Here is a 25,800-nt window from a genome sequence, read left to right on the forward strand (position 1 = left end):
GTTTGGCTGCGGGATGATCCGTCACAGGAGTCGGGTTGCTGTGGGGATGGCTCGACTTCGCGGGAAACCGACCCCTGGCCGCCGGACACGGTGCGCATTGCCGATAGTGGCGCGGGGTCTTGGTGGAGGATGGGGTCGCCTTCGGCGTGTCGTGACCGTTTCCCTTGACATGACTCGGTTTTCGCGACCTGTGGTCGGGTGTTTCACCTGATCAAGCGACCATAAAAACAGTGCGAACACATGTTCTAGCGCGGGACAATAGAGGCATGACACCGCTACTGAACACCCAGGACACGACCGTGCAGGCCGTGCCCGCACCGTCGGCGGTGTCCTGCACCGATGCCGAACTCACGGCCCGCATCCAAGAACTAGAAGCCAAGATGCGGGTGCTGATGCGGGAGCAGCTGCAGTACATCGCCGAAGCCGACCACCGAGCCATTCACGCCGAGACCACCGCCCGATCACTCCAAGTCTGGCTGCAAGGACTGCTCAACATCGACCCGCGCGACGCGAAAACCCGCATCACAGTCGCCCGCAACGTCGAAGACCGAAGGAGCTTGTACGGCGAGACGATGCCACCCGACCTACCCGACACCGCCGCCGCCCTGTCGGAGGGTGCGATCGGGCTAGAGCACGCGCGCGTCATCGTCAACGGAATCCGACGCCTACCCGAGTACGCCCGCTGCCACCAGGTCAGCGACGTTGAGGCGACGCTTGCGGGGTATGCGCGGACGATGTCGCCGAGGGAGCTGGAGAAACTCGCCGAACGAATCCGCTACCTCCTCGACCAGGACGGCGCCTACCGCGATGAGGAAACCCAGCACGAGGCACGGGAGTTGTACTACGGCACCACCCGGGATGGGATGACTGTCATCAAGGCGAGGCTGGACCGGGAGACGGGGGCGAAGTTCGCCGCGTTGATCGAGCCCCTTGCCACGCCCCGCCCTGAGGTTGATGGGGAGAAGGATCCCCGGACTGTGGGGCAGCGGAACGCCGACGGCTTCGCTGCGCTGTTGGACCTGGCGCTGGACCACGACGGAATGCCGCGCACCGGCGGGCAACGGCCGCAGATGACCATCGCCATCGACTTCGACGACCTCAAGCGGGGCTTGGAGGTCATCGGCGAGGACGGCATGCCCGGCACGCTCAACACCGAACGCGCCATCACCGCCCACAACGCACGCCGCATCGCCTGCGACGCCGAAATCCTGCCCATCGTCCTCGACGGCGACAGCATGCCGCTGGATGTCGGCCGGGCGAAACGAACCGCACCCACACACATCCGCGCCGCGCTACTCCGCCGCGATGGCGTGTGTGCCTTCCCCGGGTGCGACCGACCGCCGGGAACTTCCGAAGCGCACCACGTCCAGCACTGGGCCGACGGCGGTGCCACCGACCTGAACAACATGGTCATGCTCTGCGCACACCACCACCGCACACTCCACAACCAACGCTGGGACATCACCATGCACGACGGGCGGCCCCAATTCATCCCACCGCCCACAGTGGACCCCAGACGAACACCCAGACCAGGCGGCAGAGCACTGCCCGCCCAGCATCGCGAGTACCTCCGGGAGCTCATCCCCGCACCACGGGGCCCGGCGGGCGAATCGTGACGCCCGGATGCGATTCAGGCGGACGGTGGCACGACGCAGTCCGCTTTGCTCGCAGATTCTTGTCGGAGCACCACTCCCCTTGCTGACCAACCGCGCCGCTACCGCGCGCCTCGTCCGATGCCTTCGGACGCAGCGTCGCCCGTGGCACAATTGATCGGTTTGCCGGGAGTCGTCTCAGCTTCGGTGCTCACGATGCGAAAACTCCCGGACCTCGTCGCGACCGTCCACGGGAAGCCGCACCGGCGCGCGCGAGGAATGACCTGATCCGCGAACGGCAGCTGTCGAAAGGATGCTCATGTAGTGGACGAATGACGCGGCGATCCGCAAATGGGCCGCGATGCCCGAAGCTGTACTGGACCAGATGGAGCCGGAAGGCGACTTCTGCCGCCGCCATTTGCTGAACGCGTCTTTGCTGCGGTTGCTGGGGCCGCTCGATGGCGTTCGGGTGCTCGACGCCGAATGTGGTCACGGGTATCTCAGCCGGATGCTGGCCGATCGCGGCGCCGAGGTGGTCGGTGTCGAGCCCGCCCAGGCGCTCTACGACTACGCCGTCAAGAAGGAGGCGGCGCAGCCGCGCGGCATCCGGTACGTGCAGGCCGACCTGTGCGGTCTGCCGGATCTCGGTGGGCCTTTCGATGCGGTGGTTTCCAACATGGTGCTGGCCGCCATTCCCGACTGGTCGACCGCGATGCGGGCCTGCGTCGAATCGCTCGCGCCTGGCGGAGTTTTGGTCTTCTCCATCAACCATCCGTGCTTCGAGCAGTTGGCGCCGACCTGGCGGCAGCACGGCGAGTACCGCATCCGGGAGTACCTGCGCGAGTACCCGATCGAGCAGGCCCACGCACCCGACTTCCACCGCACGCTGTCGACCTACCTCAACGAGCTGACGAGACTCGGCTGCCGACTGCGCGAACTGGACGAGCCGGGGCTCGACCCGACCGTTGCGTCACCCTCCGACGGCACCGAGGCGTACGTAGAGCTGCCGAACTTCCTCCTGGTCGCGGCGGAACGCCGCTGACGGCCCGGTCAGTCGAGAAGCCTGCGAACGACGCCGTCCAATCCTGACCGGACGGTGTCCGGCAGGGCGTTGTCCAGACCGTGGGCGACTTCGTGCCAGGGGCCGAGCCGGTGCCACAGCAGTGCTCGGTCGTGGAGTCGCCGGGTCACCCCGTACTCCTCCGCAAGCGCGGCGGCGAACTCCGGCGGTGTTGCGTGCAGGGCCCATGCCAGGTCGATCGCGCCATCGCCGACGTGCGCGTCCGAGAAGTCGATGACCCCGGACAGGCCGGCTTCCACAGACAGCACGTGTTCTGGGCCGAGGTCGCCGTGGACCACGGTGTCGGCGGGCAGCGTTTCGAAGGCGTCCAGCAAGGACCGGGCCGTGCCGTGTTGTTCGGCGGGGACCAGTGGCAGTACGTCGGCCCGGAACCTCTCCACGATTTCGGCGAGCTCGCGAACTGCCGGTTCTGGGCCCTGCACACCATGACGGGCTGCCTCGGCCGGGTCTACGGCGTGCAGCGCTCGTAGAAAGGCTCCCAGCTGGCGGCCGTGCTCGGCGGTGGGCTCGGAAAGGGGCTCACCTACCACCAATTCGTGCCGGACCACCAGCGGTTCCGTCGCCACGACATGCGGCTCGGGCACGTCGAGCGGCAGCTGCGGCGCGAGCCACGGCATCAACTCGGTTTCCATGCGCAGGCGATCGGCTACTTCCGGTCGCCGCGGCCGGCGCTCGATCCAGCGGCCTTCGACCAACGTCGCCGCACTGTCCCAACCACCGTCGATGTTCACCGGTTCCGCCACACCACTTTCCACCTTTTCAGTAGAGCACGGGCATCCACCGATTAAATCCCGTTGCGGCCGGCGTCAATACTCACGACGACAGCGGGACGGCACCGCGGGAGCGGTCGCCGGAGGAAAGGGCTTCGAGCGTGGATACGACACCGAGGGCAGGACGTCGTGAGTGGATCGGGCTTGCGGTGCTCGCCTTTCCGACCCTCCTGCTGTCGTTGGACATGAGCGTGCTGCACCTCGCCGTGCCGCACCTCGCCGCCGACCTGCAGCCCACCAGCACCGAGCTGCTGTGGATCATCGACAGCTACGGCTTCATGATCGCCGGTCTGCTGGTCACCATGGGCACCCTCGGCGACCGGATCGGGCGCCGGAAGCTGCTGATGATCGGCGGCGCCGGGTTCGGCATCGCGTCGATCGCCGCGGCCTTCGCGCCCAGCCCCGCGATGCTGATCGCCGCGCGGGTGCTGCTGGGCGTCGCCGGGGCCACCCTGATGCCCTCGACGTTGGCGCTGATCAGCAACATGTTCCAGGACACCCGGCAGCGCAGCACCGCCATCGCGGTCTGGATGAGCTGTTTCATGGGCGGCATGGTGATCGGGCCGGTCGTCGGCGGAGTGCTGTTGGAGAACTTCTGGTGGGGCTCGGTCTTCCTGATGGGCGTGCCGGTCATGATCCTGCTGCTGGTGACCGCCCCCGCGCTGCTGCCGGAATACCGCGATGAGAACGCGGGCAAGCTGGACCTCGTCAGCGTGGGGTTGTCGCTGGGCACGATCCTGCCGATCGTCTACGCGCTCAAGGAACTCGCCAAGTACGGGCCGCAGGTGCCGAACATGCTGGCGCTGGTCGCCGGGCTCGCTCTCGGCGTGGTCTTCGTGCGGCGGCAGCGGCGGATCGCCGATCCCATGCTGGACCTGCGGTTGTTCCGGGTTCGCACCTTCAGCGCCGCGCTGGGCATCGTGCTCGTCGGCGCGATCACCATGGGCGGCATCTTCATGCTGGTCAGCCAGTACTTCCAGCTGGTCGCCGGGTTGTCGGCGCTGGAGGCCGGTGTCCTGATGGTGCCGCAGGCCGGCGCCGTGGTGGTCGGGTCGCTGATCGCGCCGCGGCTGGCCAAGCGGTTCCGGCCGGAGTTCGTGCTCGGTTTCGGCATGCTCGTCGCGGCCGCCGGGCTTCTGCTGTTCGTGCTGGTCGACGCCGGGAACGGCACTGCGCTGGTGACCATCGGCATCGCGTGCGCGAGCTTCGGCATGGGCCCGCAAGGCGTGCTCTGCACCGAGATGGTGGTGGGCTCGGTGCCGCCGCAGAAGGCGGGCGCGGCGTCGGCGATGTCGGAGACCAGCGGCGAGTTCGGCATCGCGATGGGCATCGCGGTGTTCGGCAGCCTCGCCACCGCCGTCTACCGCGGCGTGGTCGTGCTCCCGCCGGACCTGCCACCCGGCATCGCGGCCGAAGCCGCGGACGGGATGGCCGGCGCGGTGACCGCGGCGGGACGGCTGGCCGATCCCGAAAGCGTCCTCGGACCGGCCCGGGACGCCTTCACCAGCGGTTTCCAGGTCGTTTCCATCGTCAGCGCGGCCGTCGTCGCGCTGTTCGCGGTCATCGGCATGGCTCTACTGCGCAAGCGCTCCGGCGCGCAGGCGGAACCGAAGACCAGCGCGCCGGAAGCCGCTGCGGTGTGAGGCGAGCTCAGCGGTCCACGACGCGGTGGTCCGCCACCAAGTCGCGGGCCCTGCCGATCAGATCGTCCGTCAAGTGCGCCGGGACGAGGCCGTACCGCTCGTCGTAGGCCGCGACGACATCGGCTTCGAACTCGTCCAGGGACGCCCCGGGCGACTCGGCGACCACCGAACCCACCGAGTCGTCGTCGAAGGGCAGCTCCAGATGCCGGTAGACGTCGGTCAGCAGCGGCCGCAGCAGCTCGTCGTCGCCGAAGATCGCCACCGCGCTGAACAACCAGGCACCGCGCACCATCCGCTGCGCGGTGCCGACCAGCTTCACCCGGCCTCGCGCGTTCACGCTGTGCGCGCCCGGGCAGTACTCCCCCGGCACCGCACCGACCTGCGCGCCGACGCCGTGCTTGCGCAGCACGTCTGCCCACAGCTCGGCGTAACCCACGAACCGCTCGTCCATGCCCGCCAGGTAGCCGGGGTCCGGGCCGACGTGGTCGACCACCAGCGAGCGCTCCGTGTAGGCCACCGCGCGACCGCCGGGGGCGCGCAGGACCGGCGTGAACCCGGCGTCCCGGACGGCGCGGACTGCGGCGGGGAAACCCGGTAGCAGGGTGTCCCGCCTGCCGAAGGCGACGACGCGGGTGTCCGGCCGGTACACGCGCACGGCCGGCCCCGCCTCGCCGCCGCTGACGCGGCGCAGCATCGCATGCGCGACCGCGACCTCCAGTGCCTGGTCCGAACCGACGCCGAGCGCGCCGCGAAAGAGCTCCACACGCCGATTCTACTGGCCGGAAATCGCCGGTCCGGCTACAGCGAGGTCGGGATGACCGGGTACCGCTCGAAGAGGATCGTGCCGCGCACGATGGCTTCCTTGTACAGCGCGGCCTTCCGGCCGGTCAGCACCGCTTCGCGCGGGCTGTCGTCGGCGTGCACGAACTGGACCAGCGCGTCTCGCCTGCCGAGGCTGATGCACTGGTTGAGGTAGCGGAAGCGGATCGGCCTCGGCGCCCGCCCGGCCAGCCGATCGGCGATCGCCCGGGCGGCGTGCTGAGCCGACGGAAGCCCCGTCGCGCACGCCATCCGCAGCTTCTGCCCGCTCCGCAGGCGCACCGCCGCCGCGTCGCCGATCCCGGTCACCTCCGGGTGCGAGACCGAACGCAGCATCTCGTCCACGACCAGCCTGCCCTGCTCGTCGACGGCGAGACCGGCCTCGCGGGCGAGCTCCGGCACCGTGAAACCGGTCGCCCACACCACGGTGTCGGCGCCGATGTGCTCACCGTCGGCCAGCACAAGCCCGTCCTCTCGCACTTCGGAAACCCTCGCGTGTTCGAGCACTTCGACGCCGAGCCGGTCGAAGGTGCGCCGCAGGTAGTCGCGTCCGCGCCGGGAGAGCCCGGCGCCGAGGTCGCTCCCGTTCACGAGCCGGACCTTCAGGGCGGGATGCGCCTCGGCCAGCTCGGCGGCGGCTTCGATGCCGGTCAGCCCGCCGCCGACCACCGCGACGACGGCGCTGTCGTCGATGCGTTCCCGCAATCGCACGGCCTCGTCGGCGGTGGCCACGGTGTAGGCGTGCTCCGCGACGCCGGGCACCGAATCCATGTCCGCCGCACTGCCCAGTGCGTAGATCAGCACGTCGTACCGCACGGCACGGGCCGAGTTCGCCAGCCGCACGGCCTTCTCCTCCGCGTCGATCCCGGTCACCCGGTCGACGACCAGGTGCACGCCGGTGCCCGCGATCAGGTCCGCCAGCGGCAGGTCCCGCAGCTGCTGCCCGGCGGCGAGCTGGTGCAACCGGACCCGCTCGACGAACCGGTCCTCGGCGTTGATCAACGTCACCGCGGCATCGGTCCACCGAGCCACGAGCTTCGCGGCGGCCAACCCGGCGTAACCAGCCCCGACAACCACAACCCGAATAGCCATGATCCCGTCCTCCCAAGGTCTGCGCTGCCACGCGCGAAGGAGGAACGGAACATCGGACCGAAGTGTGACATCATGTGACCCAGATCACCCATGCGGACAATGGCCGGATTGTTTCATTCCCCGGATTCGCCGATGCGAGACGCAATTCCGGCGTTCGGCGTATTGGTTGCGGCGGTCGTGTTGTCCGGGTGCCGAAATCTTGATCTCGGCCGCGCGCCACTTGTACGGTTCGGGTTCGCTTGTTCTCCTTGCGAATTGGAGGTCTCGTGATGGCCGCTCCTTCCGAATCCGCCCCCGCTCCCGCGCCGCCGAGCTGGACTCCGCCGCTGGTCGAGCAGTACGAGACCCGTCCCGAGGTCACCGCTTACGCGCACGACGGCAATCGGTGACGCAGCCGCTGGCCGAATCCGAATTCCGGGAATCGCTGCAGCGGTTGGCTAATCGCTACTGGGCGCACCATCCCTTTCACCTGCGGCTGCACGATGGCCGCTGCAGCGCCGCGGAAGTTCGGCTCTGGGTGGCCAACAGGTGGTACTACCAGCGGCATTTGCCGCAGAAGAACGCGGCCATCGTGGCGAACTGCCCGCTGCCCGAGGTGCGGCGGATCTGGGGCGAGCGGATCGCCTTCCAGGACGGGGCCGGCGATGCCGACGGCGGCCTGCACGACTGGCTGGTGCTCGGCGAGGCCGTCGGCCTGCAGCGGGACGAGGTGGTCGACGAGCGACACGTGCTGCCCGGTGTTAGGTTCGCCGTCGACGCGTACCTGGACTTCTGCCGCCGGAAACCGTGGATCGAGGGCGTGGCCGCGGCGCTGACGGAGATGTTCTCACCCGGGCACATGGCCGACCGGATGGCGGCCTGGAAGCGCCACTACGACTGGATCGAACCCGGCGGCCTTGCCTACTTCGAGCGCCGCATCCCGGCCGCCCGCGCGGACAGCTCCGTCACGCTCGGGGTCGTGCTGAAGCACTGCGTGACGCGCGAGCAGCAGGACGCCGCGGTGCGAGCGCTTTCGTTCAAGTGCGATGTGCTCTGGGCGATGTTGGACGCCATCGACTACAAAGGACAGTCATGGGCGTGACCGTCGACAGCCGCCCCGGGTTGCGGCGCGGGGTCCGGTTCGTCCGCGACCGGGTCCGCGGCAAGCACGCCTTGCTGTACCCGGAAGGCGTGCTGCTGCTCAACGACACGGCGGCCGACATCGTGCGCCGGTGCGACGCCAGGCGCACGGTCACCGACATCGCCGCTGAGCTCGCCGCCGCGTACCGGGGCGCGACCGCCGAATCCGTGCTCGAACTGCTCTCGGACCTGGACCGGCGCCGCGTGCTGGGTGCCGAGCCGGTCGGCGTCGCGGAGTCCGGGCAGCAGCCGGGAGCGGCGCGGGCCGGTTTGCCCCTGGGGCTGCTGGCCGAGCTGACCTACCGGTGCCCGTTGCAGTGCACGTACTGCTCGAACCCCTTGAACCTGGCCGACTACCGGGACGAGCTGGACACCGGGACCTGGTTGCGCGTCATCGAGCAGGCCCGGTCCATCGGCGTCCTGCAACTGCACCTCTCCGGCGGCGAGCCGGCGTTGCGCCGCGACCTGGTCGACCTCGTCGCGGCCGCCCGCGAGCACGGCATGTACACGAACCTGGTCACCAGCGGTTTCTCCCTGCCGCTGCGACGGTTGCGCGAGCTCGCCGCCGCAGGCCTCGATCACGTCCAGCTGTCGGTGCAGGACTCCGCCGCGACGTCCGCGGACGTCATCGCCGGGCGCCGGGCGCACGACCGCAAGCTGGACGTCGCGCGCAGCATCGTGGCGGCCGGGCTGCCGATGACCGTCAACGCCGTGCTGCACCGCGGCAACATCGGGCGGCTGCTCGACATCGTCGAACTCGCGGTGGGCTTCGGCGCCGAACGCGTGGAGCTGGCCAACACCCAGTTCTACGGCTGGGCCTTGCGCAACCGCGCCGCGCTGATGCCCAGCCGCGAACAGGTGCAGCGGGCCGACGCCGACGCGGCGGTGGCCCGCGAGCGCTACGGCGACCGGCTGGAGATCGTGTACGTGGCCGCGGACTACTTCAGCCCGCGCCCCAAGCCGTGCAACTACGGCTGGGGCAACCGGCAGCTCGCGGTGGCGCCCAACGGCGACGTGCTCCCCTGTCCCTCCGCCGCCCAGCTGCCCGAGCTGGACGCGCCGTCGGTGCGCGATTCGGCGCTGGATTCGATCTGGTTCGATTCGGCGGCGTTCAACCGCTTCCGCGGCACCGGGTGGATGCCGGATCCCTGCCGCAGCTGCGCGCTCAAGGACGTCGACTTCGGCGGCTGCCGCTGCCAGGCCTACCAGCTGGTGGGCGATGCGGCCGCGACCGATCCGGCCTGCTCGCTGTCCGAGCACCACGACCTGGTCCGCGCCGAGTTCGAGCCGCGGCCCGCCGTCCCGAGGCGGATGTGATGCGGGTCCGCATCCTCGGCACCGCCGCGGGCGGCGGCCTTCCACAGTGGAACTGCGGGTGCCGGAGCTGCAGCCGGGCCGCGGAACTCGGCGTGGCGCGCAGCCAGGACTGCCTGGCGATCAGCGGCGACGGAACCTCCTGGTACCTGGTGAACGCCTCGCCCGACCTGCGCACCCAGCTGCTGGCCAGCCCCGAACTCCGGCCCGCGCCGGGCACCCGGCGCACGCCCCTCGAAGGCGTCCTGCTCACCAGCGCCGAGCTGGACCACACCCTCGGCCTGCTCACCCTGCGCGAAGCCGCCCGGCTGCCGATCTACGCCACCGCGACCGTTCACCGGGCTCTTCGGCAGGCCTTTCCGATCGCGGACGTCATCGGCAACTACACCGAGGTGCGGCAGGAGATCATCGCCGACCGCCGGCTGCTGTCCGGCGGTCTCGCGGTCGAGGCCGTCGGCGTCAGCGACAAGCGCCCCCGCTACGCCCGCGAGCTGCCCGGAACCGGCTGGGCCGTCGCCTACCGGTTCACCGGCTCCGGCCGCAGCCTGGTGTACGCGCCGTGCCTGCCCGCCTGGAACGACGCGTTCGAGCGGATCATCGACGGCGCCGACGTCGTGCTGCTGGACGGCACCTTCCACACCGAGGACGAGCTGACGCACGCGTCCGGCAGCGATCGCCCCGCGCGCAGCATGGGGCACCTGCCGATCCGGGCCGCCCTGCCGGAGATCGCCCGCCACCCGGCGACGCGCTTCTTGTTCACCCACCTCAACAACACCAACCCGCTGGCCCACCCCGACGCGCCGGAGCTCGCCGACGTGCACGGGGCCGGCGCGGAGATCGCCGCCGAAGGCCAGGTCCTGGTGCTGGACTGACCGTCCCCGATTTTTGCTCGCGCCCGATATCGGGTATGTGGGAGACGTGACCGACGAGCGGCTGGCGAAGTACCGGGAGATGCGCGACTTCACCCGCACCGCCGAACCGAGCGGCGACGGCGAGGTGCGCGCGACCGGTGACCGGTTCGTCGTGCAACGGCACCGGGCCCGCCGCCGGCACTACGACCTGCGGCTGGAGCTGGACGGCGTGCTCGTGAGCTGGGCCGTGCCCAAGGGGCCGACGCTGGACCCGGCGGCGCGGCGCATGGCGGTGCAGGTCGAGGACCACCCGCTGGAGTACGCCGATTTCGAGGGCACCATCCCGGCCGGCGAGTACGGCGGTGGCGACGTCATCGTCTGGGATCGGGGCACCTGGGATTCCGTGGACGAGGATCCGGCCGCCGCGATCGAGGCCGGGACGCTGCACTTCGACCTGCACGGCGAGAAGCTGGCGGGCCGGTTCGTGCTGGTGCGGCGCGGCGAGAAGCAGTGGCTGTTGCTGCACAAGAAGGACGAGCACGCCGAACCCGGCTGGGATCCGGAGGACCACCCGCGGTCGGTGAAGAGCGGGCGCACCAACGAGGAGGTCGCCGTCGCACCGGAGGCGATGTGGCGCAGCGACCTCCCGCCATCGGAGGCCGAAATTCCCTTGGGCACCAACAAGTCCCGCGCGGCGGCTGAGCGGTGGGAGCCGCCCACCGCGGGCGAGCTGGCGGCGCTCGACGAGCTCGGCGCCAAGGGCCGCTGGCGGCTGGCCGGGCGGGATCTCGCGCTGACCAACCTCGACAAGGTGCTGTTCCCGGGCCACGGCGGCGAGGCCCCGGTGACCAAGCGCGACCTGATCCGCTACCACGCGCTGATCGCCCCGGTGATGCTGCCGTACCTCGTCGACCGGCCGCTGAATTCGCACCGCTTCCCCAACGGCGTGGACCAACCGGGCTTCTGGCACAAGGAAGTCCCGAGCCACGCGCCCGGCTGGCTCCGCCGCTGGCGCTACGAGGACGCCGAGCCGGGCGACACGCAGTGGTACCTCGTGCCGGACAGCGTTCCCGCGCTCGCCTGGCTGGCCAACTACGCGGCGCTGGAGCTGCACGCGTGGACCTCGCTCGCCGCCGACGTCCACCACCCGACCTGGGCGCTGTTCGACATCGACCCGGGCAGCCGGACGACGTTCGACGAGGTGCTCGTCCTCGCCCGCCTGCACCGGACCGCGATGGAGCACCTCGGCCTCGAGGCCCGCCCGAAGGTGACCGGGCAGCGCGGCATCCAGATCTGGGTGCCGGTCGAGCCGCGCTACACCTACGCGGAGACCCGGGCCTGGGTGGAGAAGGTGTCCAAGGCCGTCGGCGGCATCGTCCCCGAGCTGGTCAGCTGGGCGTGGACGAAGCAGGACCGCCGCGGCCTGGCCCGGCTGGACTACACCCAGAACGTCATCAACAAGACGCTCGTCGCCCCCTACAGCGCCCGCCCGCGGCCGGGCGCGCCGGTGTCCGTACCGCTGGAGTGGGACGAGCTCGACGACCCGGACCTGGCCCCGGACCGGTGGACGATCCGCACCGTCCTGGACCGGATCGCGGCGGTCGGCGACCCGTTCTCCGCGCTCCTCGGCGTCGAACAGCGGCTGCCGCCGGTCTAGCGGGCCGCCGCGACCTCCAGGGCGGCCGGCTCGTGCAGGGTTCGCCCGAGCAGCCAGGCGACGACCGGGAACACCAGCAGCGTCGTCAGCGCCGTTTGCAGCGACGTCGCCTCGGCGATCGCGCCGAGCACCGGCGTGGCGACGCCTCCGACGCTCACCGCCAGGCCGAGCGTCACGCCGCTGGCGGTGCCGACCCGGTTCGGCAGGTAGTCCTGGCCCAGCGTGACGTGCAGCGAGAACGGGATGTACAGCAGGACCGCGGCGAGCGCCACGAAGACGTACACGGAGACACCGGGAGCGTAGACCACACCGGCGACTGCGGGGATGGACGCCGCGTACGACAGCCGCAGAGCGCGGATGCGGCCCCACACCGTGGCCAGCTTGCCGCCGAGCACGGTGCCCGCCGCTCCGCCGGCGAACAGCACGAACAACGCCGCCGCGCCGGCGGTCTCGCCGCCGCCCACGCGTTGCTGCACCCACAGCGCGACGAACGCGCTCAGTCCGATGTAGACGATCGACCGGGCGATGACGATTCCCGTCAGGCGGATGAAGACCGGCCAGTCGTCGCGGCCCCGATCGGCCTTGGCGCCGCCGGTCGCCGCGGAACCGGCGATCAGCGAGCGGAGCACGGCGGTGGTCACCAGCCCGCCGAGCAGGGCCGGGATGATCAGCCACGGCGAGGCCGACAGGCCGCCCGCGGCGAGGATCGGGGTCACCACGATCGGCGCGAGCGCGAAACCGATGTTGCCGCCGAGGGAGAACCAGCTCATCGCCAGGTGGTTGCCGCCGGAGGCGGCGCGCGCGAGCCGGGCCGACTCCGGGTGGTAGGCCGCCACGCCCAGCCCGGACAGCGCGACCGCCAGCCACGTGAGGACGTAGGAGTCGCCGACCCCGCACAGCGCCACGCCCAGCCCCGCGGTCACCATGCTCACCGGGATCAGCCACGGCATCCGCACCCGGTCGGTGAGCGCCCCGAACACCGGCTGCACGACGGACGACAGCAACGTCGCCGCCAGCACGATGCCGGACACCGCGACGTAGCCGTACTGCCGCTCCAGCACCAGGAACGGGACGACGGCAGGCACCGCTCCCTGGTAGATGTCCACGCCTGCGTGCCCGACGGCCAGCAGACCAACAGATCGAGTTCTTCCTTGCGTCACGGTGCGATCGTCCGGCAGGCGGCGGTTGTCCCGCTTCCGATAAACTGCCATGTTGTGTCGAGAATCCGCCACACGCCGCGGGCGCCCACCACGCTGCGGTTCCTGCCGCCCGGCTCCGAAGTGGATGCGCACCGGCACGACGACAACCAGATCGTCTACGCCGGGCGCGGCGTCCTGTCGGTGACGACGGACGCGGGAAGCTGGATCGCCCCCGGCACCCGCGCGGTGTGGGTTCCGGCGGGGACGGTGCACGAACACCGCGCCTACGGCGAAACCGACCTCCACACCGTCGGCCTGCCCACCACCGACAACCCGCTGGGGCTTACCTCGCCCGCGGTGCTGGCCGTCGGCCCGCTGCTGCGCGAGCTGATCCTGGCCTACACCAGGGAGAACGACTACGACGCGGCCGAGCGGGATCGCATGCGCTCGGTGCTGCTCGACCAGCTGCGCCGGGCTCCGCAGCAGCCGGTGCGCCTGCCGACCGCGCGCGACCCGAGGCTCGCCGCGGTGTGCGCGATCCTCGCCGGGGATCCGGCCGATCAGCGCACGCTTGCCGCGCTGGGCGCGCAGGTCGGGGCCAGCGAGCGCACGCTCAGCCGCCTGTTCCGGGCCGAGATGCGGATGACCTTCCCGCAGTGGCGGACGCAGTTGCGGCTCCACCACGGGCTGCGACTGCTGGCCGAAGGTGAGGCCGTCACCACGGTGGCGCACCGGACGGGCTGGGCGTCCACGAGCGCCTTCATCGAGGTGTTCCGCCGCACCTTCGGCCACACGCCGGGCGATCGGCGCAACCGCTGAGTCATTCGGGCAGCCGGGCGCCCTGGCGGTTGAGCTCGGCCCGCACCGCCTCGGTGCCGGCGTCGCCGCCGGCTGCGGTGAAGGCGGCCGCGACACCGGCCGCGTGCCCGGTGGCGAACGCCGTGCCCATGGCGCGCAGCGACGCGCCCGCGCCGCGGTCGCCGTCGACGGTGCGCCCGGCGGCGAAGAGGTTCGGCGTGTCCCGGCTGTGCAGGACGTCCAGCGGAATCCCGTAGAAACCGGGGTCGCCGATGAACTTCCACTCCGACGGGATGCCCGGGCCCGGGTGGTACTCGATCGGCCAGGCGCCGATCGCGACCGCGTCGTCGACCGGGCCGGGCTGGAGCACCTCCTTCTCCGTGAACCGGTACCGGCCGACGAGGTGCCGGGACTCGCGCGTGCCCATCTCCGGCCCGGTGCTGACGATGTACGCCCCGCCGCAGCCGGGCAACGAGCGGACCACCTGCAGGTACGCCTGCGCCTGCCGCCGGGCGCCGATCTCGGCGCGGGTGGTGTCCGCCGCGCTGCGCGCGTCGTAGCCCTCGTCGGCCAGGTAGGTGATGAGGTCGCCGGAGATCGGCATCCGCGCGATGAGCCCGCTTTCCGCGGTCAGATCGGGCGCGCCGGCCTTCTTCGCCGCGCGCACCGCGGCGCCGATGGCCTCCCTGGTGACCTCGGCATCCGCGGGGATGCCGCCGAAGCGCACCCCGAGCGTGCCGTTCTGCACCCAGCCGTCGTTGCCGTAGCGGACCTCCGCCCCTGCGTGGTGGGCCAGGTCGGCCTCGCCGGTGGCGTCCACGAAGGCCTTCGCGGTGAACTCGTGGATCCCCGAGTGGTCGGCGACGCGCACCGCGGTGACCCGGTCGCCTTCGCGGTCGGCGCCCAGCACGTGGGTGTGCAGCAGGACGTCGACCCCGGCCTGCGCGCACAGCTCGTCGGAGACGCGCTTGACGCTCTCGGGATCGAAAACCGCCGCCACCGCGGTGAACCTGGTCGGCTCGCTGATCGCGCCCATCTCGCGCAGCGCGGTGATCACCTCGCCGGCGACGCCGAAGACGGCCTGCTGCTTGTCGTCGCGCGTGTAGAGGCCGCAGTAGGTCACCACGTTGCGGAGGGTCGCCGCGCCGCCGAGGCACGGCCCGCGCTCGATCAGCAGGGTCCGGGCACCGGCGCGGCTGGCCCCGATCGCGGCGGCCACCCCGCCGGATCCGCCGCCGGCCACGATCACGTCGTAGTGCTGGGTCACGTTCGCTCCACTTTCCTCGTCAAGCAACAGCTTTGGCGGTGTCGCCGGTCTTGTCGTCGGCCGGCGGGGCGGCGCCGTGCTCCCGCACCCCGAGCATCAGCACCATGCCGAGCAGCGGCCCGGCGGCGAGCGTGGCGAAGGCCAGGAAGAACGATCCGGTGGCCTGGAAGACGACGCCGAGCACCACCGGCACGATCGTGCTGCCGAGCTGCCAGAACGCGTTGGTGGCGCCGGCCGCCGAACCGGCCAGCCGCACCCCGGAGAGGTTCGGGATGAGCGCGACCATCAGCGGGCTGTAGACGTAGGCGGCGATGCCGAGGAACGGCGCGATCCACATGAACGCGGTCAGGTTGGTCGCCGTGCCGAACAGCAGGAGGGTGACCACGAAGGCGCCGAGCACGATGATGGTCAGGACCTTGCGCTTGCCGCCGAACACGTCGCTGATCACGCCGATGAGCGGCTTGGCCACCACCGCCGCGATGCCGAAGATCGCGACGACCACGCCGGCCTGCACCGGGGAGACGTGACTGCCCTTGATCATCAGGGCGTTGGACCAGGTGATGAAGCCGTAGGTGCCCCAGAGCCCGCCGAACCCGGCCAGCCCGAGCAGGAAGAGATCCCGGTTGCGCAGCAGCGAGCCCAGCTTCGGCACCTCCCGCGCCGAGGATTCGGCGCTCTCGGATCCGTTGCGCAGCAAGAAGAAGCACAGCACCGCGACGACCATCGAGGCCGCGCCGAACACGTGGTACGAGGTCTGCCAGCCGGAGGACTCGATGAGGCTCGGCACGATCGCGTTGGCGATCACCGTGCCCAGCGAGGTGGCGGTCATGAAGATGCCCATCGCCAGCCCGCGGTCCTTGGCCGGGAACCACTGCGAGATCAGCTTCACGCCGGCCGAGTAGTCGCACCCGGCGAACACGCCGATGCAGGCCTGGAACGCGATGCCCATCGCCACCGATGTGGTCTCACCGAACAGGATCATGAACCCGCCGGCCACGAACAGGGTGGAGGCGATGACCATCCGCCCGCCGAGCCAGTCGGTCAGGAAGCCGCCGCCCGCGTTGGAGATGACGTAGCCCACGTAGTAACCGGTGGCGAAGACGCCGAGCCCGGCCAGCGAGACCCCCAGGTGCTCGCCGACCGCGACAGACGCAGGTCCCCACGTGGAACGGTCCACCGCGGTCATGGTGAACGCCGCCCAGGACAACAGGAGTACGACCCACCGGTACGGGTGGCGCACTCCGCTGGCGGTCGGGATGGGACTCATCGTTGAGCGCTCGCTTTCTGCGATCCGGTTGCGACGTCCTGCTCATCAGGCAGAGGTTCGGCGCGCCGAGACTGGTGCGCCGCCCTGCCACCGACGAGGATTCCAGATAGGACGTGCGACTTCGGGAAGTACACCTTCTTGACAGCGCGACGTCCAATACCACCTAATCAGATAGGCCATGCTTCGCAGGCATGGCTACTGCATGGAGGTGAAATGGAACTGCGCCATCTGCGGTACTTCGTCGCCGTCGCGAGCGAGCGCTCGATGTCCCGTGCCGCGGAACGCCTGCACCTGACGCAGCCATCGCTGAGCAGGCAACTCCGCCAGCTCGAGCGGGACGTGGGCGTCACGTTGTTCGAGCGCACGCCGACCGGCACGACCCTGACCCCGGCGGGCATCGCCCTGCACCAGCACGCGCTGCTCCTGCTGCGCCTGGCCGACGCGAGCCGCGACGCGGCGCATTCGGCGAGCGAGCACACCCGCGAGGTCGTCGACATCGGCATCCCGCCGGGGCTGGCCGCCGACTGGGTCCTGGAGACGCTGGCGGCGCTGCGCGCCGAGATCCCGCACGCGTCGGTGACGCTGACCGAGGCGAGCAGTACCGACCAGCTGCGCATGGTCCGGGAGGGACGGCTCGATCTGGGGCTGGTGCACGAGCGACCGCTGGCGCTGCGCGGCACCCGGCTCTTCGACCAGGCCTTCGGGATCGCGGTGCGGGCCGGGCACCGGCTGGCGGGGCGCAGCGCCTGCCGCGTCCGGGATCTCGACAACCTGCGGCTCCTGGCGCACGGCCGCGAGCAGGTGCCGGTCGCGCACGACCGGCTGATCGTCGCGGCGCACGACGCGGGCGCCGTTCCACTGTGGCGGTTCGCGCAGTTCTCCGAGCACGCGCTGGCCTGCGCCGAGGCGACCGAGGCCGAGGCGGTGCTGCTCACCGAGCACTCCGCCCGGCGGCTGCTGCCCGGCTGGCCGTGGGTGCCGCTGGTCGACCCGCCGCTGGAACTGACCACCTGGGTGGTGTGGCAGGCGAGCACCCGGCCGGTCGTCGAGCAGGTGGCGGAGTTGATCTCGCGCCGCGCGGTTCGCCCGGTGGAGTGATCGAGCTGGCGCTGCCGAGGGGCGCCCGGTTGGCTGCTGATCATGCGAACCCGAACCCCATCGGCGGTGCTCGCCGCTGCCGCCGCGCTGTGCCTCGTCCCCGCCGCATTCCCCGCCGCGGCAGCGGAATCCGACTCGGCCCGGCTGCTGGGCACCTACGTGGTGCCGCACGACCTGCAGGTGGACGGCACCCCGGTCGGCGGCCTGTCCTCCGTGGACTACGACCGCCGCAGCGGGGACTTCGTCTTCGTCAGCGATGACTGGTCGGACTACGCCCCGGCCCGCTACTACCGCGCCACCGTCTCGGTGACCGAGGACGGCGTCGGCGACGTGACGTTCACCGGCGCCCGGATCTTCCGCCGCCCGGGCGGCACGACCTACCCGACGATCGACACCTGGCGCGAGGAGCAGCATCGGACGCCGCGCGCCCTGCGGAACGTCATGGGCACCGTGGATCCGGAGGAACTGCGGGTCGATCCGCTCTCCGGCGACGTCGCCTGGACCAACGAGGGGCAGCGCAACGTCCCGGCCGACGGCTCGGCCCGCGGCACGGTGCTGCTCGACCCGGCGCTGCGGATCTCGCACCGCGACGGCTGGTACGTGCGGGACCTGCCGACCGCGCCGAACGAGAAGATGACGATGGGTGAAACGGGCCCGCGCGTCAACGAGACCTTCGAGGGCCTCGCCTACACCGCCGACGGCATGCGGATCGTCTCCGCGCTGGAAGGCCCGCTGGAGCAGGACGGGCCGCCGGCCAACGCCGACCACGGCGCCTTCAGCCGGATCACGGTGCACGACCGGGCGGGCCGCCCGATCGCCCAGTACGCGTACCCGGTGGAGCCGCTGTTCGCGCAGCCGCAGCCGCCGAACGACTGGAACACCAACGGGATCTCGTCGCTGCTCGCCGACGAGCAGCCGGGCCGCTTCCTCGCGCTGGAGCGCGGCTATGCCGCCGGCGTCGGCACCAAGGGCCGCATCTTCGAGTTCAGCACCGACGGCGCCGACGACGTGATCGACCGGCACTCGCTGGCCGACGGCGGGTTCCGCCCCGTGCAGAAGGAGCTGCTGGTCGACCTCGACGAGATCGGGCTGCCCTACACCGACAACGTGGAGGGCATCAGCTGGGGACCGCGCCTGCCCACCGGCGAGCGGGTGCTGCTGGTGGTCAGCGACAACAACTTCTCGACCCGGCAGCAGACCCAGCTGATCGCCATCGCCGTCCCCTGACCTGGTTCACGACTTCAGGTGCTCGGCGAAGAAGTCCTCGATCCGCCGCCAGGCGTCGGCGGCGGATTCGGGGTGCGGGCCGGCGCCGGAGATCCGCAGGAGCGGACGCATGATCCTCGGCGCGTTCTCCGCGTCGTTGAGGAACGAGTGGCCCGCCTCCGGGTATTCCTTGACGTCGTGCGGGATTCCGGCACGTTCGAGGGCGGCGTCGAGCTTCGCCGCGGCGCCCTTCAGCATCCCGTCGCGGCCGCCGTAGCTGCCGACGACCGGGCAGGCCTCGGCGAGCGCGCGGTCGATGTCCTTGGGCAGCTGGCCGTAGTTCGCCGAGGCCGCGTCGTAGATGCCGCGGCCCGCGGCGACCAGCGCGAAGGAGCCGCCCATGCAGAAGCCGATGAGGCCGACCTTGCCGGTGCAGTCCGGCCGGTCGGCCAGCTCGGTGCGGGCCGCCTCCAGGTCGGCGTAGGCGCGGCCGCGACCGGACAGCGCCGCGCGCATGGTCGGGACCAGGCAGCGCCGGGTGCCGCCGTCGGTGAACAGGTCCGGCAGCAGCGCCAGGTAGCCGGCCTCGGCCATCCGCTCGGCCTGCCGCAGCATGACGTCGTCGACGCCGAACGCCTCGTGGACGACCACCACGCCGGGCCACGGGCCGGGCCCGGCCGGCTTCGCGAGGTGACCGGTCAGCTTCCGGGAACCGCCGAGGGCGGTGCTGCGCGGGGTCAGGTCGATGGCCGTGGGTGCGGGCACGGAGTCCTCCGGGGATCTGCGGTTCGCCGACTGATCAACACGACGATACGGCGGATCCGGCCACCGGGTGGTCCAGCCGGCGGAGCCGGGCGTTGACGGATCCTTGACGGGCAGTCGCCTTTGCCGCGCCCCGGCCCGGTCGTACAGTCCGGTGGGAGACGAACGGAGTGCCCGATGACCGGCAGGGTCGATTTCAGCGGCGTGCAGTCCACCATGCTCGTGACGCTCTACCTGCGAGCGCTGGAAAGCCGCTCCGAGGATTCGATACTCCGCGACCACGCCGCCGCCGAGGCGGTGCGCCGGATCGACTACGACTGGCGGAAGCTGCAGCAGCCCGGATTGGCCGGCAACCGGTTCGGGGTCGCGCTGCGCGCGAAGCAGCTCGACGACTGGGCCGCCGGGTTCCTCCGCCGCAACCCCGACGCGACCGTGCTGCAACTCGGCTGCGGGCTGGACAGCCGCGCGTTCCGGCTCGACCTGCCGCCCGGCGTCCGCTGGTTCGACGTCGACCTGCCCGACGTCGTCGAGTTGCGCCGCGACCTCTACCCGGATGCCGACGGCTACCGCACCATCGGCGCCTCCGTGACCGATCCCGGGTGGCTCGCCGGCATCCCCGCCGACCGGCCGGTGCTGGTCATCGCCGAGGGCCTGCTGATGTACCTGCCGACCGTCGAGGTCGAGCGGCTGCTGCGCCGGATCACCGACCGCTTCCGCGGCGGCGAGCTGATCTTCGACGGGGTGGCGCCCTGGGTCGCCGGATTCACCCAGCGGCTCCCGGAACGCCTGCGCAGGGGCTACCCGCCGTACCTGACGCCGCTCCGCGCGAGCCGCGATGTCGAGCGCTGGGACCCGCGCCTGCGGTACGTCGAAGACGTCGCCGTGACCAGCCAGTTCGCGAAGATCCCGGACCGGACCGCGCGCGCCGCGCACCGGCTGATGAGCCGGTCCCCGGCGCTGCGCGACTGGCTCCGGCTGGTCCGCGCCGAGTTCGGCACCTCCGCCGACGGGTGACGCGCGTCGCACTCCGATCTCCGGCGTCCGGGCACATCCGGTTGGCATGCTGATGTTGTCCCGAGATCCCGACCGGAGGGAAGCATGAGCACCGAACCCGACCGTCCCAGCAACGAGGCCGAGACGGGGAGGCACAGCCACGCCGCGCCGGAAGGCGCCGGGGTGCACCCGCTGATCGACCTGTCCCGCGATCCGCACCCGGGCGTGCCCGACCACGCCAAGCCGGACGAGGACTGACCAACACCACGAGGGGGGCACGCGATCGCGGCTGGTCCCGCGGTCGCCGCCCTGGTCTCGGGAAACGCGGACCGATCAGCGGGGCGCGTTGCGGAACGCGCCCCGGTACGCCGCCGCGGGGTGGCGGGGGTTGAGGCGCCCGTGGTGTTCGGCGACGTCCGCGAACAGCTTGTCGCGGAACGTTCCGGGCCGGTACTCGGTCTGCGCCAGGCCGCGGCGGCGCAGTTCGGGCAGCAGGCCCTCGATCACCTCCGCGTAGCTGCCCGGGATGACGTGGTTGATGATGTTGATCCCGTCCACTCCCGCGTCCTGCCAGCGCTCCAGCTCGTCGGCGATCTGCTCCGGCGTGCCGACCAGCCGCATCCGCTCCGCCCGGTAGCGCACCATGTCCTCGATGGTCGGATTGCCGCCCGGCACCGAGTCGATGACGGCCTGCAGCACCCCTCGCCCGCCCTCGACCTCGAGGTCCTTCAGCGGGGTGTCGACCGGCGCGTCGCCGAGGTCGACGCCCATCCCGCCGAGCATGTGCGCGGCCAGGCCGTCGACCGAGAGGTACTCGTCGTAGTCGGCTTTCCGCCGCCGGGCCTCGGCTTCGGTGCTGCCGACTACGAAGGACAGTCCCGCGAAGAACAGCACATCCGCGGGCCTGCGGCCGTGCTCGACGGCCAGCGAGCGGACCGTGGTGGTGACCTTCCGGGCGCTGCCCGGCGAACCGGCGAACATGAACACCGCCTCCGCGTTGCGCGCCGCGAACGCCATGCCCGCAGGCGACGTCCCCGCCTGGAACAGCACGGGCGTGCGCTGCGCCGACGGTGCCACCAGGTGCGGCCCCTCGACGGAGTACCGCGGCCCCTCGTGGTGGATCTTGTGGATCCCGGCGGGATTCGCGTGGCTGCCCGACTTGTCCCGCAGCAGAGCGTCGTCCTCCCAGCTGCCTTCCAGCAGCTTGTAGACGACGTCGACGTACTCGTCGGCCCACCGGTAGCGCTCGTCGTGCGGGGTGAGCCCGGGCAGGCCGTAGTTGCGGTGCGCGTTCTCCAGGGCCGAGGTGACGATGTTCCAGCCGGTCCGGCCGTCGGTGAGGTGGTCGAGCGTGGCGGCGCGGCGGGCGAAGGTGAACGGGTGCTCCTGGATCACCGAGCTGGTCCACGCCAGGCCCAGGTGCTCGGTCACCGCGCCGAGGGCGGAGATCATCACCGATGGGTCGTGCGACGGGATCTGCAGCCCCTCGGTGGCGAAGATGTCCCAGTTGCCGCGGTAGTTGCCGTACAACCCCACGACGTCGGCGAAGAACATCGCGTCGAACTTGGCCGCCTCCAACCGGCGGGCCAGGTCGGTCCACAGCGACAGCTCGTCGAACCGGTGCTGCTGGGCGTCCGGGCGGCGCCACTGGCCTTCCAGGATGTGCGAGGTGGTCGCCATGACGAACGCGCTCAACCGCAGGCGACGGCGGTTCCCGGCGCTCACAGCCGCTTGTCCAGTCGTCGCGCGGTCAGCGTGCCGGCCAGCTGGATCAGCTGCACCAGGACGATCATGACCACCACCGCGGCGATCATCACGCCCGTCTCGTACCGGTAGTAGCCGTGGCGGATGGCGAAGTCGCCGATGCCCCCGCCGCCGACCAGGCCCGCGATCGCCGAGTACGAGATGAAGCTGACCACCATGATCGTGATGGACCCGGCCAGCGCGGGCCGGGCCTCCACCAGCAGCACGCTCCAGATCGTGCGCAGCTTCGAGGCGCCCATCGCCTGGGCGGCCTCGATCACGCCGGGGTCGATCTGCAGCAGGTTCTGCTCGACGAACCGCGACAGGTACGCGATGGCGTTGACGCACAGCGGCACGGTTACCGCGACGGTGCCGACGCTGGTGCCGACGATCAGCCGGGTGATCGGGATCATCGCGATCAGCAGGATCAGGAACGGGAACGAGCGCACCAGGTTGACCACCGCGTTCACGACCTGGTGCAGCCTCGCCGCCGGGCGCAGGCCGCCCGGTCTGCTCGCCCAGAGCAGGACGCCGACCGGGATGGCGGCGAGCACCGCGATCGGCACCGTGATCAGCAGCATGACGGCGGTCTCGCCGAGCGCCTCCAGCATTTCGGGCAGGGCGGCGGTGATGCTGTCAGCCTGCATTGCTGTCCTCCAGGCTCCGTTCGGGCCGCAACCGGATGCGGTCGTCCAGCAGGAACCGGGCGATCTCGGTCTGCGGCTGCAGCGGCGAGCCGTCCAGCCGGAGGTGCTCGACGACCTTGCCGCCCTCCATCACCGCGACGTCGTCGGCGATCGCCCGGACCACGTTCATCTCGTGGGTGACCAGCACGATCGTGATGCCCAGCCGCTCGTTGACCTCCTGGAGGTAGCGCAGCACCGTGATCGTGGTGCGCGGGTCGACGGCGCTGGTGGGTTCGTCGCACAGCAGCACCGACGGCTCGTTGGCCAGCGCCCGCGCGATGGCCACCCGCTGCTGCTGACCGCCGGAGAGCTTCGCCGGGTACGCGTCGGCCTTGTCGGAGAGGTCGACCACGGCGAGGGCCTCCGCGACCCGGGCCGCGCGGGCCGCCTTGCCGACCCCGGCGATGCGCAGGGCGAGCTCGATGTTCTGGGCCGCGGTGAGGTTGGCCAGCAGGTTGAAGTGCTGGAAGATCATGCCGATCTTGGTGCGCCTGCGGCGCAGCGCCTCTTCGTCCAATGTGGTCAGCTCTTCGCCGTCGACCAGCACGGAACCGGAATCCGGGCGCTCCAGCAGGTTGATCAGCCGGACCAGCGTCGACTTGCCCGCGCCGGAGAAGCCGATGATCCCCTGCACCGAGCCGCGCGGCACTTGCAGGTCGACGTCGTCGACGGCGGTCAGCGGGCCGTCCGGGCCCGGGAACCGCTTGGTGACACCTCGCAGCGTGATCAACGTCCGCCGTCCTTCCACCACTGGCCGAGCTGGGCCCGCGGGTCCTCGGTCCACGGCAGCGGCGCCCAGTCGCCGTAGAACTTCAGGAAGAAGTCGCGGACCGGCGGGCTCTGCAACGCGGCCTGCAGCGCCCGCGCCTTCTCGGAGCCGGCCTCGTCCGCGCGCCCGCCGACGACGATCCGGTACGGGATGGCGTCGACGTCCTTCTCCCGCAGCAGCGCGTCGTCCTCGACGGCCAGCTTCATCTCGATCGCCTGGCGGGAGAACAGGAATCCGGCGTCGACGTCCGGCAGGGTCTGGGTGAGCGTCTGCTGGTCGACCTCGACGAACGAGTAGCGGTGCGGGTTGTCCACGATGTCGCGCTGGCTGGTGGTGACCACCTGGGCGCCGTCGCGCAGCTTCAGCCGGCCGGACTCGGCGAGCAGGTGCAGCGCCCGGCCGTTGTTCGCCGGGTCCACCGGCAGCGCGATCCGGGCGCCGTCGGGCAGCTGCGAGATGTCGTCGTAGCGGGTGGAGTACAGCCCGGCCGGGGAGCCGACGACGTAGAACAGCGGGACGACGTCGGTTCCGTTGTCGCGGTTGAAGGTCTGCAGGTAGGCGCCGTGCTGGAAGAAGTTGAAGTCCGCCTCGCCCGAGCTGACCGCGTGGTTCGGCTGCACGATGTCGGTCACGTAGCGCACGTCCAGCTGCCAGCCGCCGGCTTCGAGCTGCTTGCGGGCCAGTTCGAGGGGTTCGTGGTACGGCGGGCTGTCGGTGGCGACGATGGTGATGGTGCGGTCGTCGGCTGCGGACCCGCCGGCGAGCCCGCAGCCGGTCAGGGCCGCCACTAACAGCCCGATCAGCGGGATCAGCCGCAGCGCGCGGAGGGTGGGGCGGGAACTGTGGTGCGGTTGGGACACTTTCTCGATGCTCTCTTCGTTAGATCTGGCCGTGCCGGGGAGGGCGGGTGCCGTTGAGGACGTAGCGGCCGATGTGCTGGACCTTCCAGCGGACCGGGTCGTGCAGGGTGTGCGTGCGGGCGTTGCGCCAGTGCCGGTGCAGGTTGGTCTCCGCGAGGCTCGACCTGGTGCCGGAAACCTCGAACAGCGCGCTGCTCAGCTCGACCGCGATGCCGTCGGCGAACACCTTCGCGGTGGCCACCGCGATCGACGCCTCCGCCGCGGAGTCGGCGTCGAGGTCGGCGCGTGCCGCGTCGAGCGCCGCACCCGCCTTCTCCAGCAGCGCCTCGGCGGCGCGCAGCCGGACCGCGAGTTCGCCGAAGCGCTGGATGGTGAGCGGATCCTCCGCAGCCCGCTGGACTCCGGCTTCGCCCCAGGGGCGGCTGCGGGTGCGCACGAACTCGACGGCGTCGGCGAGCGCTCCCCCGGCGATGCCGACGTCGATCGCGGCGTGCAGCGCCTGCGCCAGCGCGCCGTGCAGTTGCGGGCGGTCGAACGTCAGGTGGTGCGGCACGATCCGGTCCGCGGGAACCCGGACCTGGTCGAGCTCGACGGTGCCGCTGGCGGTGGTCCGCTGGCCCATGCCCGCCCAGTCGTCGACGACGGTGACCCCGGCGGCGTCCCGCGGCACGTAGGCCACCTGCAGCCGGTCCCGGTCGTCCTTGGCGAGCACCGGGATCCAGTGCGCCAGCAGGGCCCCGGTCGAGTAGGCCTTCTTGCCCTGCAGGACGAAACCACCGTCCACTGCGGACGTCAGCCTGGTCTGGATCTCCTGCACCGTGCGGCTGCCCGCCTCCGACTGCGCGTTGCCGAACCGCTTGCCGGCCAGCACCTCGGAGAAGAAGAACCGCCGCTGCTCGGCGGTGCCGTTCTCCCGGAGCACGTTGACGTAGGCGAAGTGGCTCTGCGGGATCTGCGCGATGTTCGGGTCGGCGGCGGCCAGCAGCCGGAAGACCTCGACCAGGGTCCGCGCCGCGACGTCGGCGCCGCCGTGGCTGCGCGGCACGGTGATGCCCAGCAGGCCGCTCGCCGACAGTGCGTCGAGCTCCTCGTGCGGGATCAGCCGTTCGCGGTCTCGCTCGGCGGCACCGGTCGCGAACCGCTGCGCGAGCCGCGCCGCCAGTTCCAGCGCCTCGGCGTCGTCGCGCACCAAGCCCGCAGTGCTCGGTTCGGCACCGACGGGCGGAGAGACTGACATCAAGAACTCCTCGAGTTGTGCGAATCGGATCGCGCCT

At 71.1% G+C, this 25,800-nt stretch carries 24 protein-coding genes; 12 read left to right on the forward strand and 12 right to left on the reverse strand.

Translation table 11 applies throughout. The features are described 5' to 3' along the window. The first annotated feature begins 266 nt into the window (after nt 1–266). Both AB0H93_RS00190 and AB0H93_RS00195 read left to right on the forward strand, forming a co-directional pair. The gene (locus tag AB0H93_RS00190; RefSeq protein ID WP_358564957.1) at nt 267–1,616 is read left to right on the forward strand and encodes a DUF222 domain-containing protein; all 1,350 of its coding nucleotides are present in this window, start codon (nt 267–269) and stop codon (nt 1,614–1,616) included. Nucleotides 1,617–1,953: 337 nt separating this feature from the next. Then, nucleotides 1,954–2,634 (forward strand): class I SAM-dependent methyltransferase, encoded by a 681-nt coding sequence (locus AB0H93_RS00195; RefSeq protein WP_358564960.1) that lies wholly within the window; start codon nt 1,954–1,956, stop codon nt 2,632–2,634. A gap of 8 nt (nt 2,635–2,642) precedes the next feature. On the opposite strand, the gene AB0H93_RS00200 is transcribed toward AB0H93_RS00195, so the two are convergent. Further along, the gene (locus AB0H93_RS00200) at nt 2,643–3,416 is read right to left on the reverse strand and encodes a phosphotransferase (protein WP_358564963.1); all 774 of its coding nucleotides are present in this window, start codon (nt 3,414–3,416) and stop codon (nt 2,643–2,645) included. Between the two features lie 176 nt (nt 3,417–3,592). Between AB0H93_RS00200 and AB0H93_RS00205 the strand changes: the two genes are divergently transcribed. Further along, the gene (locus tag AB0H93_RS00205) at nt 3,593–5,086 is read left to right on the forward strand and encodes an MFS transporter (RefSeq protein WP_358564966.1); all 1,494 of its coding nucleotides are present in this window, start codon (nt 3,593–3,595) and stop codon (nt 5,084–5,086) included. Between the two features lie 7 nt (nt 5,087–5,093). Here the strand turns inward: AB0H93_RS00205 and AB0H93_RS00210 are convergent, their stop codons facing one another. Together AB0H93_RS00210 and AB0H93_RS00215 are read right to left on the reverse strand one after the other, a co-directional pair. Continuing rightward, nucleotides 5,094–5,849, reverse strand: coding sequence for a lipoate--protein ligase family protein (locus tag AB0H93_RS00210; RefSeq protein ID WP_358564969.1), 756 nt, complete (start codon nt 5,847–5,849; stop codon nt 5,094–5,096). Between the two features lie 35 nt (nt 5,850–5,884). Further along, on the reverse strand, nt 5,885–6,997 hold the full coding sequence (locus AB0H93_RS00215) for an FAD-dependent oxidoreductase (RefSeq protein ID WP_358564972.1): 1,113 nt from the start codon (nt 6,995–6,997) through the stop codon (nt 5,885–5,887). A 385-nt stretch (nt 6,998–7,382) separates the two neighbouring features. On the opposite strand from AB0H93_RS00215, the gene pqqC reads away from it, so the two are divergent. Genes pqqC through AB0H93_RS00235 form a run of 4 tightly spaced genes read left to right on the forward strand, consistent with a single transcriptional unit; the run spans nt 7,383 to nt 11,938 of the window. Then, nucleotides 7,383–8,078: a pyrroloquinoline-quinone synthase PqqC gene (gene pqqC, locus AB0H93_RS00220; RefSeq protein ID WP_358564975.1), complete on the forward strand. Its 696-nt coding sequence runs from the start codon at nt 7,383–7,385 to the stop codon at nt 8,076–8,078. After that, nucleotides 8,069–9,433 (forward strand): pyrroloquinoline quinone biosynthesis protein PqqE, encoded by a 1,365-nt coding sequence (pqqE, locus tag AB0H93_RS00225; RefSeq protein WP_358564978.1) that lies wholly within the window; start codon nt 8,069–8,071, stop codon nt 9,431–9,433. Before pqqC ends, pqqE begins: the two co-directional genes overlap by 10 nt. Continuing rightward, nucleotides 9,433–10,302 carry a pyrroloquinoline quinone biosynthesis protein PqqB gene (pqqB, locus tag AB0H93_RS00230; protein ID WP_358564981.1) on the forward strand — a complete coding sequence of 290 codons (870 nt, stop codon included), beginning with the start codon at nt 9,433–9,435 and terminating at the stop codon, nt 10,300–10,302. The genes pqqE and pqqB overlap by 1 nt, the downstream gene beginning before the upstream one ends. A 46-nt stretch (nt 10,303–10,348) precedes the next feature. Further along, a complete protein-coding gene (locus AB0H93_RS00235) occupies nt 10,349–11,938 on the forward strand; it encodes a DNA polymerase ligase N-terminal domain-containing protein (RefSeq protein ID WP_358564984.1) in 1,590 nt (529 codons plus the stop codon). On the opposite strand, the gene AB0H93_RS00240 is transcribed toward AB0H93_RS00235, so the two are convergent. Further along, nucleotides 11,935–13,149, reverse strand: coding sequence for an MFS transporter (locus AB0H93_RS00240; RefSeq protein WP_358564987.1), 1,215 nt, complete (start codon nt 13,147–13,149; stop codon nt 11,935–11,937). The genes AB0H93_RS00235 and AB0H93_RS00240 overlap by 4 nt on opposite strands. Before the next feature lie 3 nt (nt 13,150–13,152). Here AB0H93_RS00240 and AB0H93_RS00245 point away from each other — a divergent pair, with 3 nt between their 5' ends. Next, nucleotides 13,153–13,896: a helix-turn-helix transcriptional regulator gene (locus AB0H93_RS00245; protein WP_358564990.1), complete on the forward strand. Its 744-nt coding sequence runs from the start codon at nt 13,153–13,155 to the stop codon at nt 13,894–13,896. A 1-nt stretch (nt 13,897) separates the two neighbouring features. Here AB0H93_RS00245 and AB0H93_RS00250 read toward each other — a convergent pair whose 3' ends face one another. Together AB0H93_RS00250 and AB0H93_RS00255 are read right to left on the reverse strand one after the other, a co-directional pair. Then, a complete protein-coding gene (locus tag AB0H93_RS00250; RefSeq protein ID WP_358564993.1) occupies nt 13,898–15,142 on the reverse strand; it encodes an FAD-dependent oxidoreductase in 1,245 nt (414 codons plus the stop codon). A 19-nt stretch (nt 15,143–15,161) separates the two neighbouring features. After that, nucleotides 15,162–16,409: an MFS transporter gene (locus AB0H93_RS00255; RefSeq protein ID WP_358564996.1), complete on the reverse strand. Its 1,248-nt coding sequence runs from the start codon at nt 16,407–16,409 to the stop codon at nt 15,162–15,164. A gap of 213 nt (nt 16,410–16,622) precedes the next feature. Here AB0H93_RS00255 and AB0H93_RS00260 point away from each other — a divergent pair, with 213 nt between their 5' ends. Together AB0H93_RS00260 and AB0H93_RS00265 are read left to right on the forward strand one after the other, a co-directional pair. Further along, nucleotides 16,623–17,507 carry a LysR family transcriptional regulator gene (locus AB0H93_RS00260; RefSeq protein ID WP_358564999.1) on the forward strand — a complete coding sequence of 295 codons (885 nt, stop codon included), beginning with the start codon at nt 16,623–16,625 and terminating at the stop codon, nt 17,505–17,507. A 42-nt stretch (nt 17,508–17,549) separates the two neighbouring features. Next, the gene (locus AB0H93_RS00265) at nt 17,550–18,734 is read left to right on the forward strand and encodes an esterase-like activity of phytase family protein (protein ID WP_358565002.1); all 1,185 of its coding nucleotides are present in this window, start codon (nt 17,550–17,552) and stop codon (nt 18,732–18,734) included. 6 nt (nt 18,735–18,740) lie between these two features. Here the strand turns inward: AB0H93_RS00265 and AB0H93_RS00270 are convergent, their stop codons facing one another. Then, nucleotides 18,741–19,478, reverse strand: a complete 738-nt coding sequence (locus AB0H93_RS00270) for a dienelactone hydrolase family protein (protein ID WP_358565005.1) — start codon at nt 19,476–19,478, stop codon at nt 18,741–18,743. 174 nt (nt 19,479–19,652) lie between these two features. Between AB0H93_RS00270 and AB0H93_RS00275 the strand changes: the two genes are divergently transcribed. Continuing rightward, nucleotides 19,653–20,489, forward strand: coding sequence for a class I SAM-dependent methyltransferase (locus AB0H93_RS00275; protein ID WP_358565008.1), 837 nt, complete (start codon nt 19,653–19,655; stop codon nt 20,487–20,489). 84 nt (nt 20,490–20,573) lie between these two features. After that, nucleotides 20,574–20,726 (forward strand): hypothetical protein, encoded by a 153-nt coding sequence (locus tag AB0H93_RS00280; protein WP_358565011.1) that lies wholly within the window; start codon nt 20,574–20,576, stop codon nt 20,724–20,726. Between the two features lie 75 nt (nt 20,727–20,801). Here the strand turns inward: AB0H93_RS00280 and AB0H93_RS00285 are convergent, their stop codons facing one another. From AB0H93_RS00285 to AB0H93_RS00305, 5 genes are read right to left on the reverse strand one after another with little or no spacing between them, the layout of a single operon-like run. Next, the gene (locus AB0H93_RS00285; protein WP_358565014.1) at nt 20,802–22,193 is read right to left on the reverse strand and encodes an LLM class flavin-dependent oxidoreductase; all 1,392 of its coding nucleotides are present in this window, start codon (nt 22,191–22,193) and stop codon (nt 20,802–20,804) included. Beyond that, nucleotides 22,190–22,858 (reverse strand): methionine ABC transporter permease, encoded by a 669-nt coding sequence (locus tag AB0H93_RS00290; protein ID WP_358565017.1) that lies wholly within the window; start codon nt 22,856–22,858, stop codon nt 22,190–22,192. Before AB0H93_RS00290 ends, AB0H93_RS00285 begins: the two co-directional genes overlap by 4 nt. Next, nucleotides 22,848–23,627, reverse strand: a complete 780-nt coding sequence (locus AB0H93_RS00295; protein ID WP_358565020.1) for an ATP-binding cassette domain-containing protein — start codon at nt 23,625–23,627, stop codon at nt 22,848–22,850. The genes AB0H93_RS00290 and AB0H93_RS00295 overlap by 11 nt, the downstream gene beginning before the upstream one ends. Beyond that, entirely contained in the window at nt 23,624–24,526 is a 903-nt protein-coding gene (locus AB0H93_RS00300) for a MetQ/NlpA family ABC transporter substrate-binding protein (RefSeq protein ID WP_358565023.1), read from the reverse strand. Before AB0H93_RS00300 ends, AB0H93_RS00295 begins: the two co-directional genes overlap by 4 nt. A 19-nt stretch (nt 24,527–24,545) precedes the next feature. Then, on the reverse strand, nt 24,546–25,763 hold the full coding sequence (locus tag AB0H93_RS00305) for an SfnB family sulfur acquisition oxidoreductase (protein ID WP_358565026.1): 1,218 nt from the start codon (nt 25,761–25,763) through the stop codon (nt 24,546–24,548). Between the last annotated feature and the right edge of the window lie 37 nt (nt 25,764–25,800).

The organism is Saccharopolyspora sp. NPDC050642, assembly GCF_040654735.1.
Taxonomy (GTDB): domain Bacteria; phylum Actinomycetota; class Actinomycetes; order Mycobacteriales; family Pseudonocardiaceae; genus Saccharopolyspora; species Saccharopolyspora elongata.

Bases quoted from the DNA above. Each gene is read 5' to 3' on its own strand.
- AB0H93_RS00190 (WP_358564957.1), top strand. From the start codon at position 267: ATGACACCGCTACTGAACACCCAGGACACGACCGTGCAGGCCGTGCCC.
- AB0H93_RS00195 (WP_358564960.1), top strand. From the start codon at position 1,954: ATGCCCGAAGCTGTACTGGACCAGATGGAGCCGGAAGGCGACTTCTGC.
- AB0H93_RS00215 (WP_358564972.1), bottom strand. From the start codon at position 6,997: ATGGCTATTCGGGTTGTGGTTGTCGGGGCTGGTTACGCCGGGTTGGCC.
- pqqE (WP_358564978.1), top strand. From the start codon at position 8,069: ATGGGCGTGACCGTCGACAGCCGCCCCGGGTTGCGGCGCGGGGTCCGG.
- pqqB (WP_358564981.1), top strand. From the start codon at position 9,433: ATGCGGGTCCGCATCCTCGGCACCGCCGCGGGCGGCGGCCTTCCACAG.
- AB0H93_RS00240 (WP_358564987.1), bottom strand. From the start codon at position 13,149: ATGGCAGTTTATCGGAAGCGGGACAACCGCCGCCTGCCGGACGATCGC.
- AB0H93_RS00255 (WP_358564996.1), bottom strand. From the start codon at position 16,409: ATGAGTCCCATCCCGACCGCCAGCGGAGTGCGCCACCCGTACCGGTGG.
- AB0H93_RS00260 (WP_358564999.1), top strand. From the start codon at position 16,623: ATGGAACTGCGCCATCTGCGGTACTTCGTCGCCGTCGCGAGCGAGCGC.
- AB0H93_RS00265 (WP_358565002.1), top strand. From the start codon at position 17,550: ATGCGAACCCGAACCCCATCGGCGGTGCTCGCCGCTGCCGCCGCGCTG.
- AB0H93_RS00275 (WP_358565008.1), top strand. From the start codon at position 19,653: ATGACCGGCAGGGTCGATTTCAGCGGCGTGCAGTCCACCATGCTCGTG.
- AB0H93_RS00280 (WP_358565011.1), top strand. From the start codon at position 20,574: ATGAGCACCGAACCCGACCGTCCCAGCAACGAGGCCGAGACGGGGAGG.
- AB0H93_RS00290 (WP_358565017.1), bottom strand. From the start codon at position 22,858: ATGCAGGCTGACAGCATCACCGCCGCCCTGCCCGAAATGCTGGAGGCG.
- AB0H93_RS00305 (WP_358565026.1), bottom strand. From the start codon at position 25,763: ATGTCAGTCTCTCCGCCCGTCGGTGCCGAACCGAGCACTGCGGGCTTG.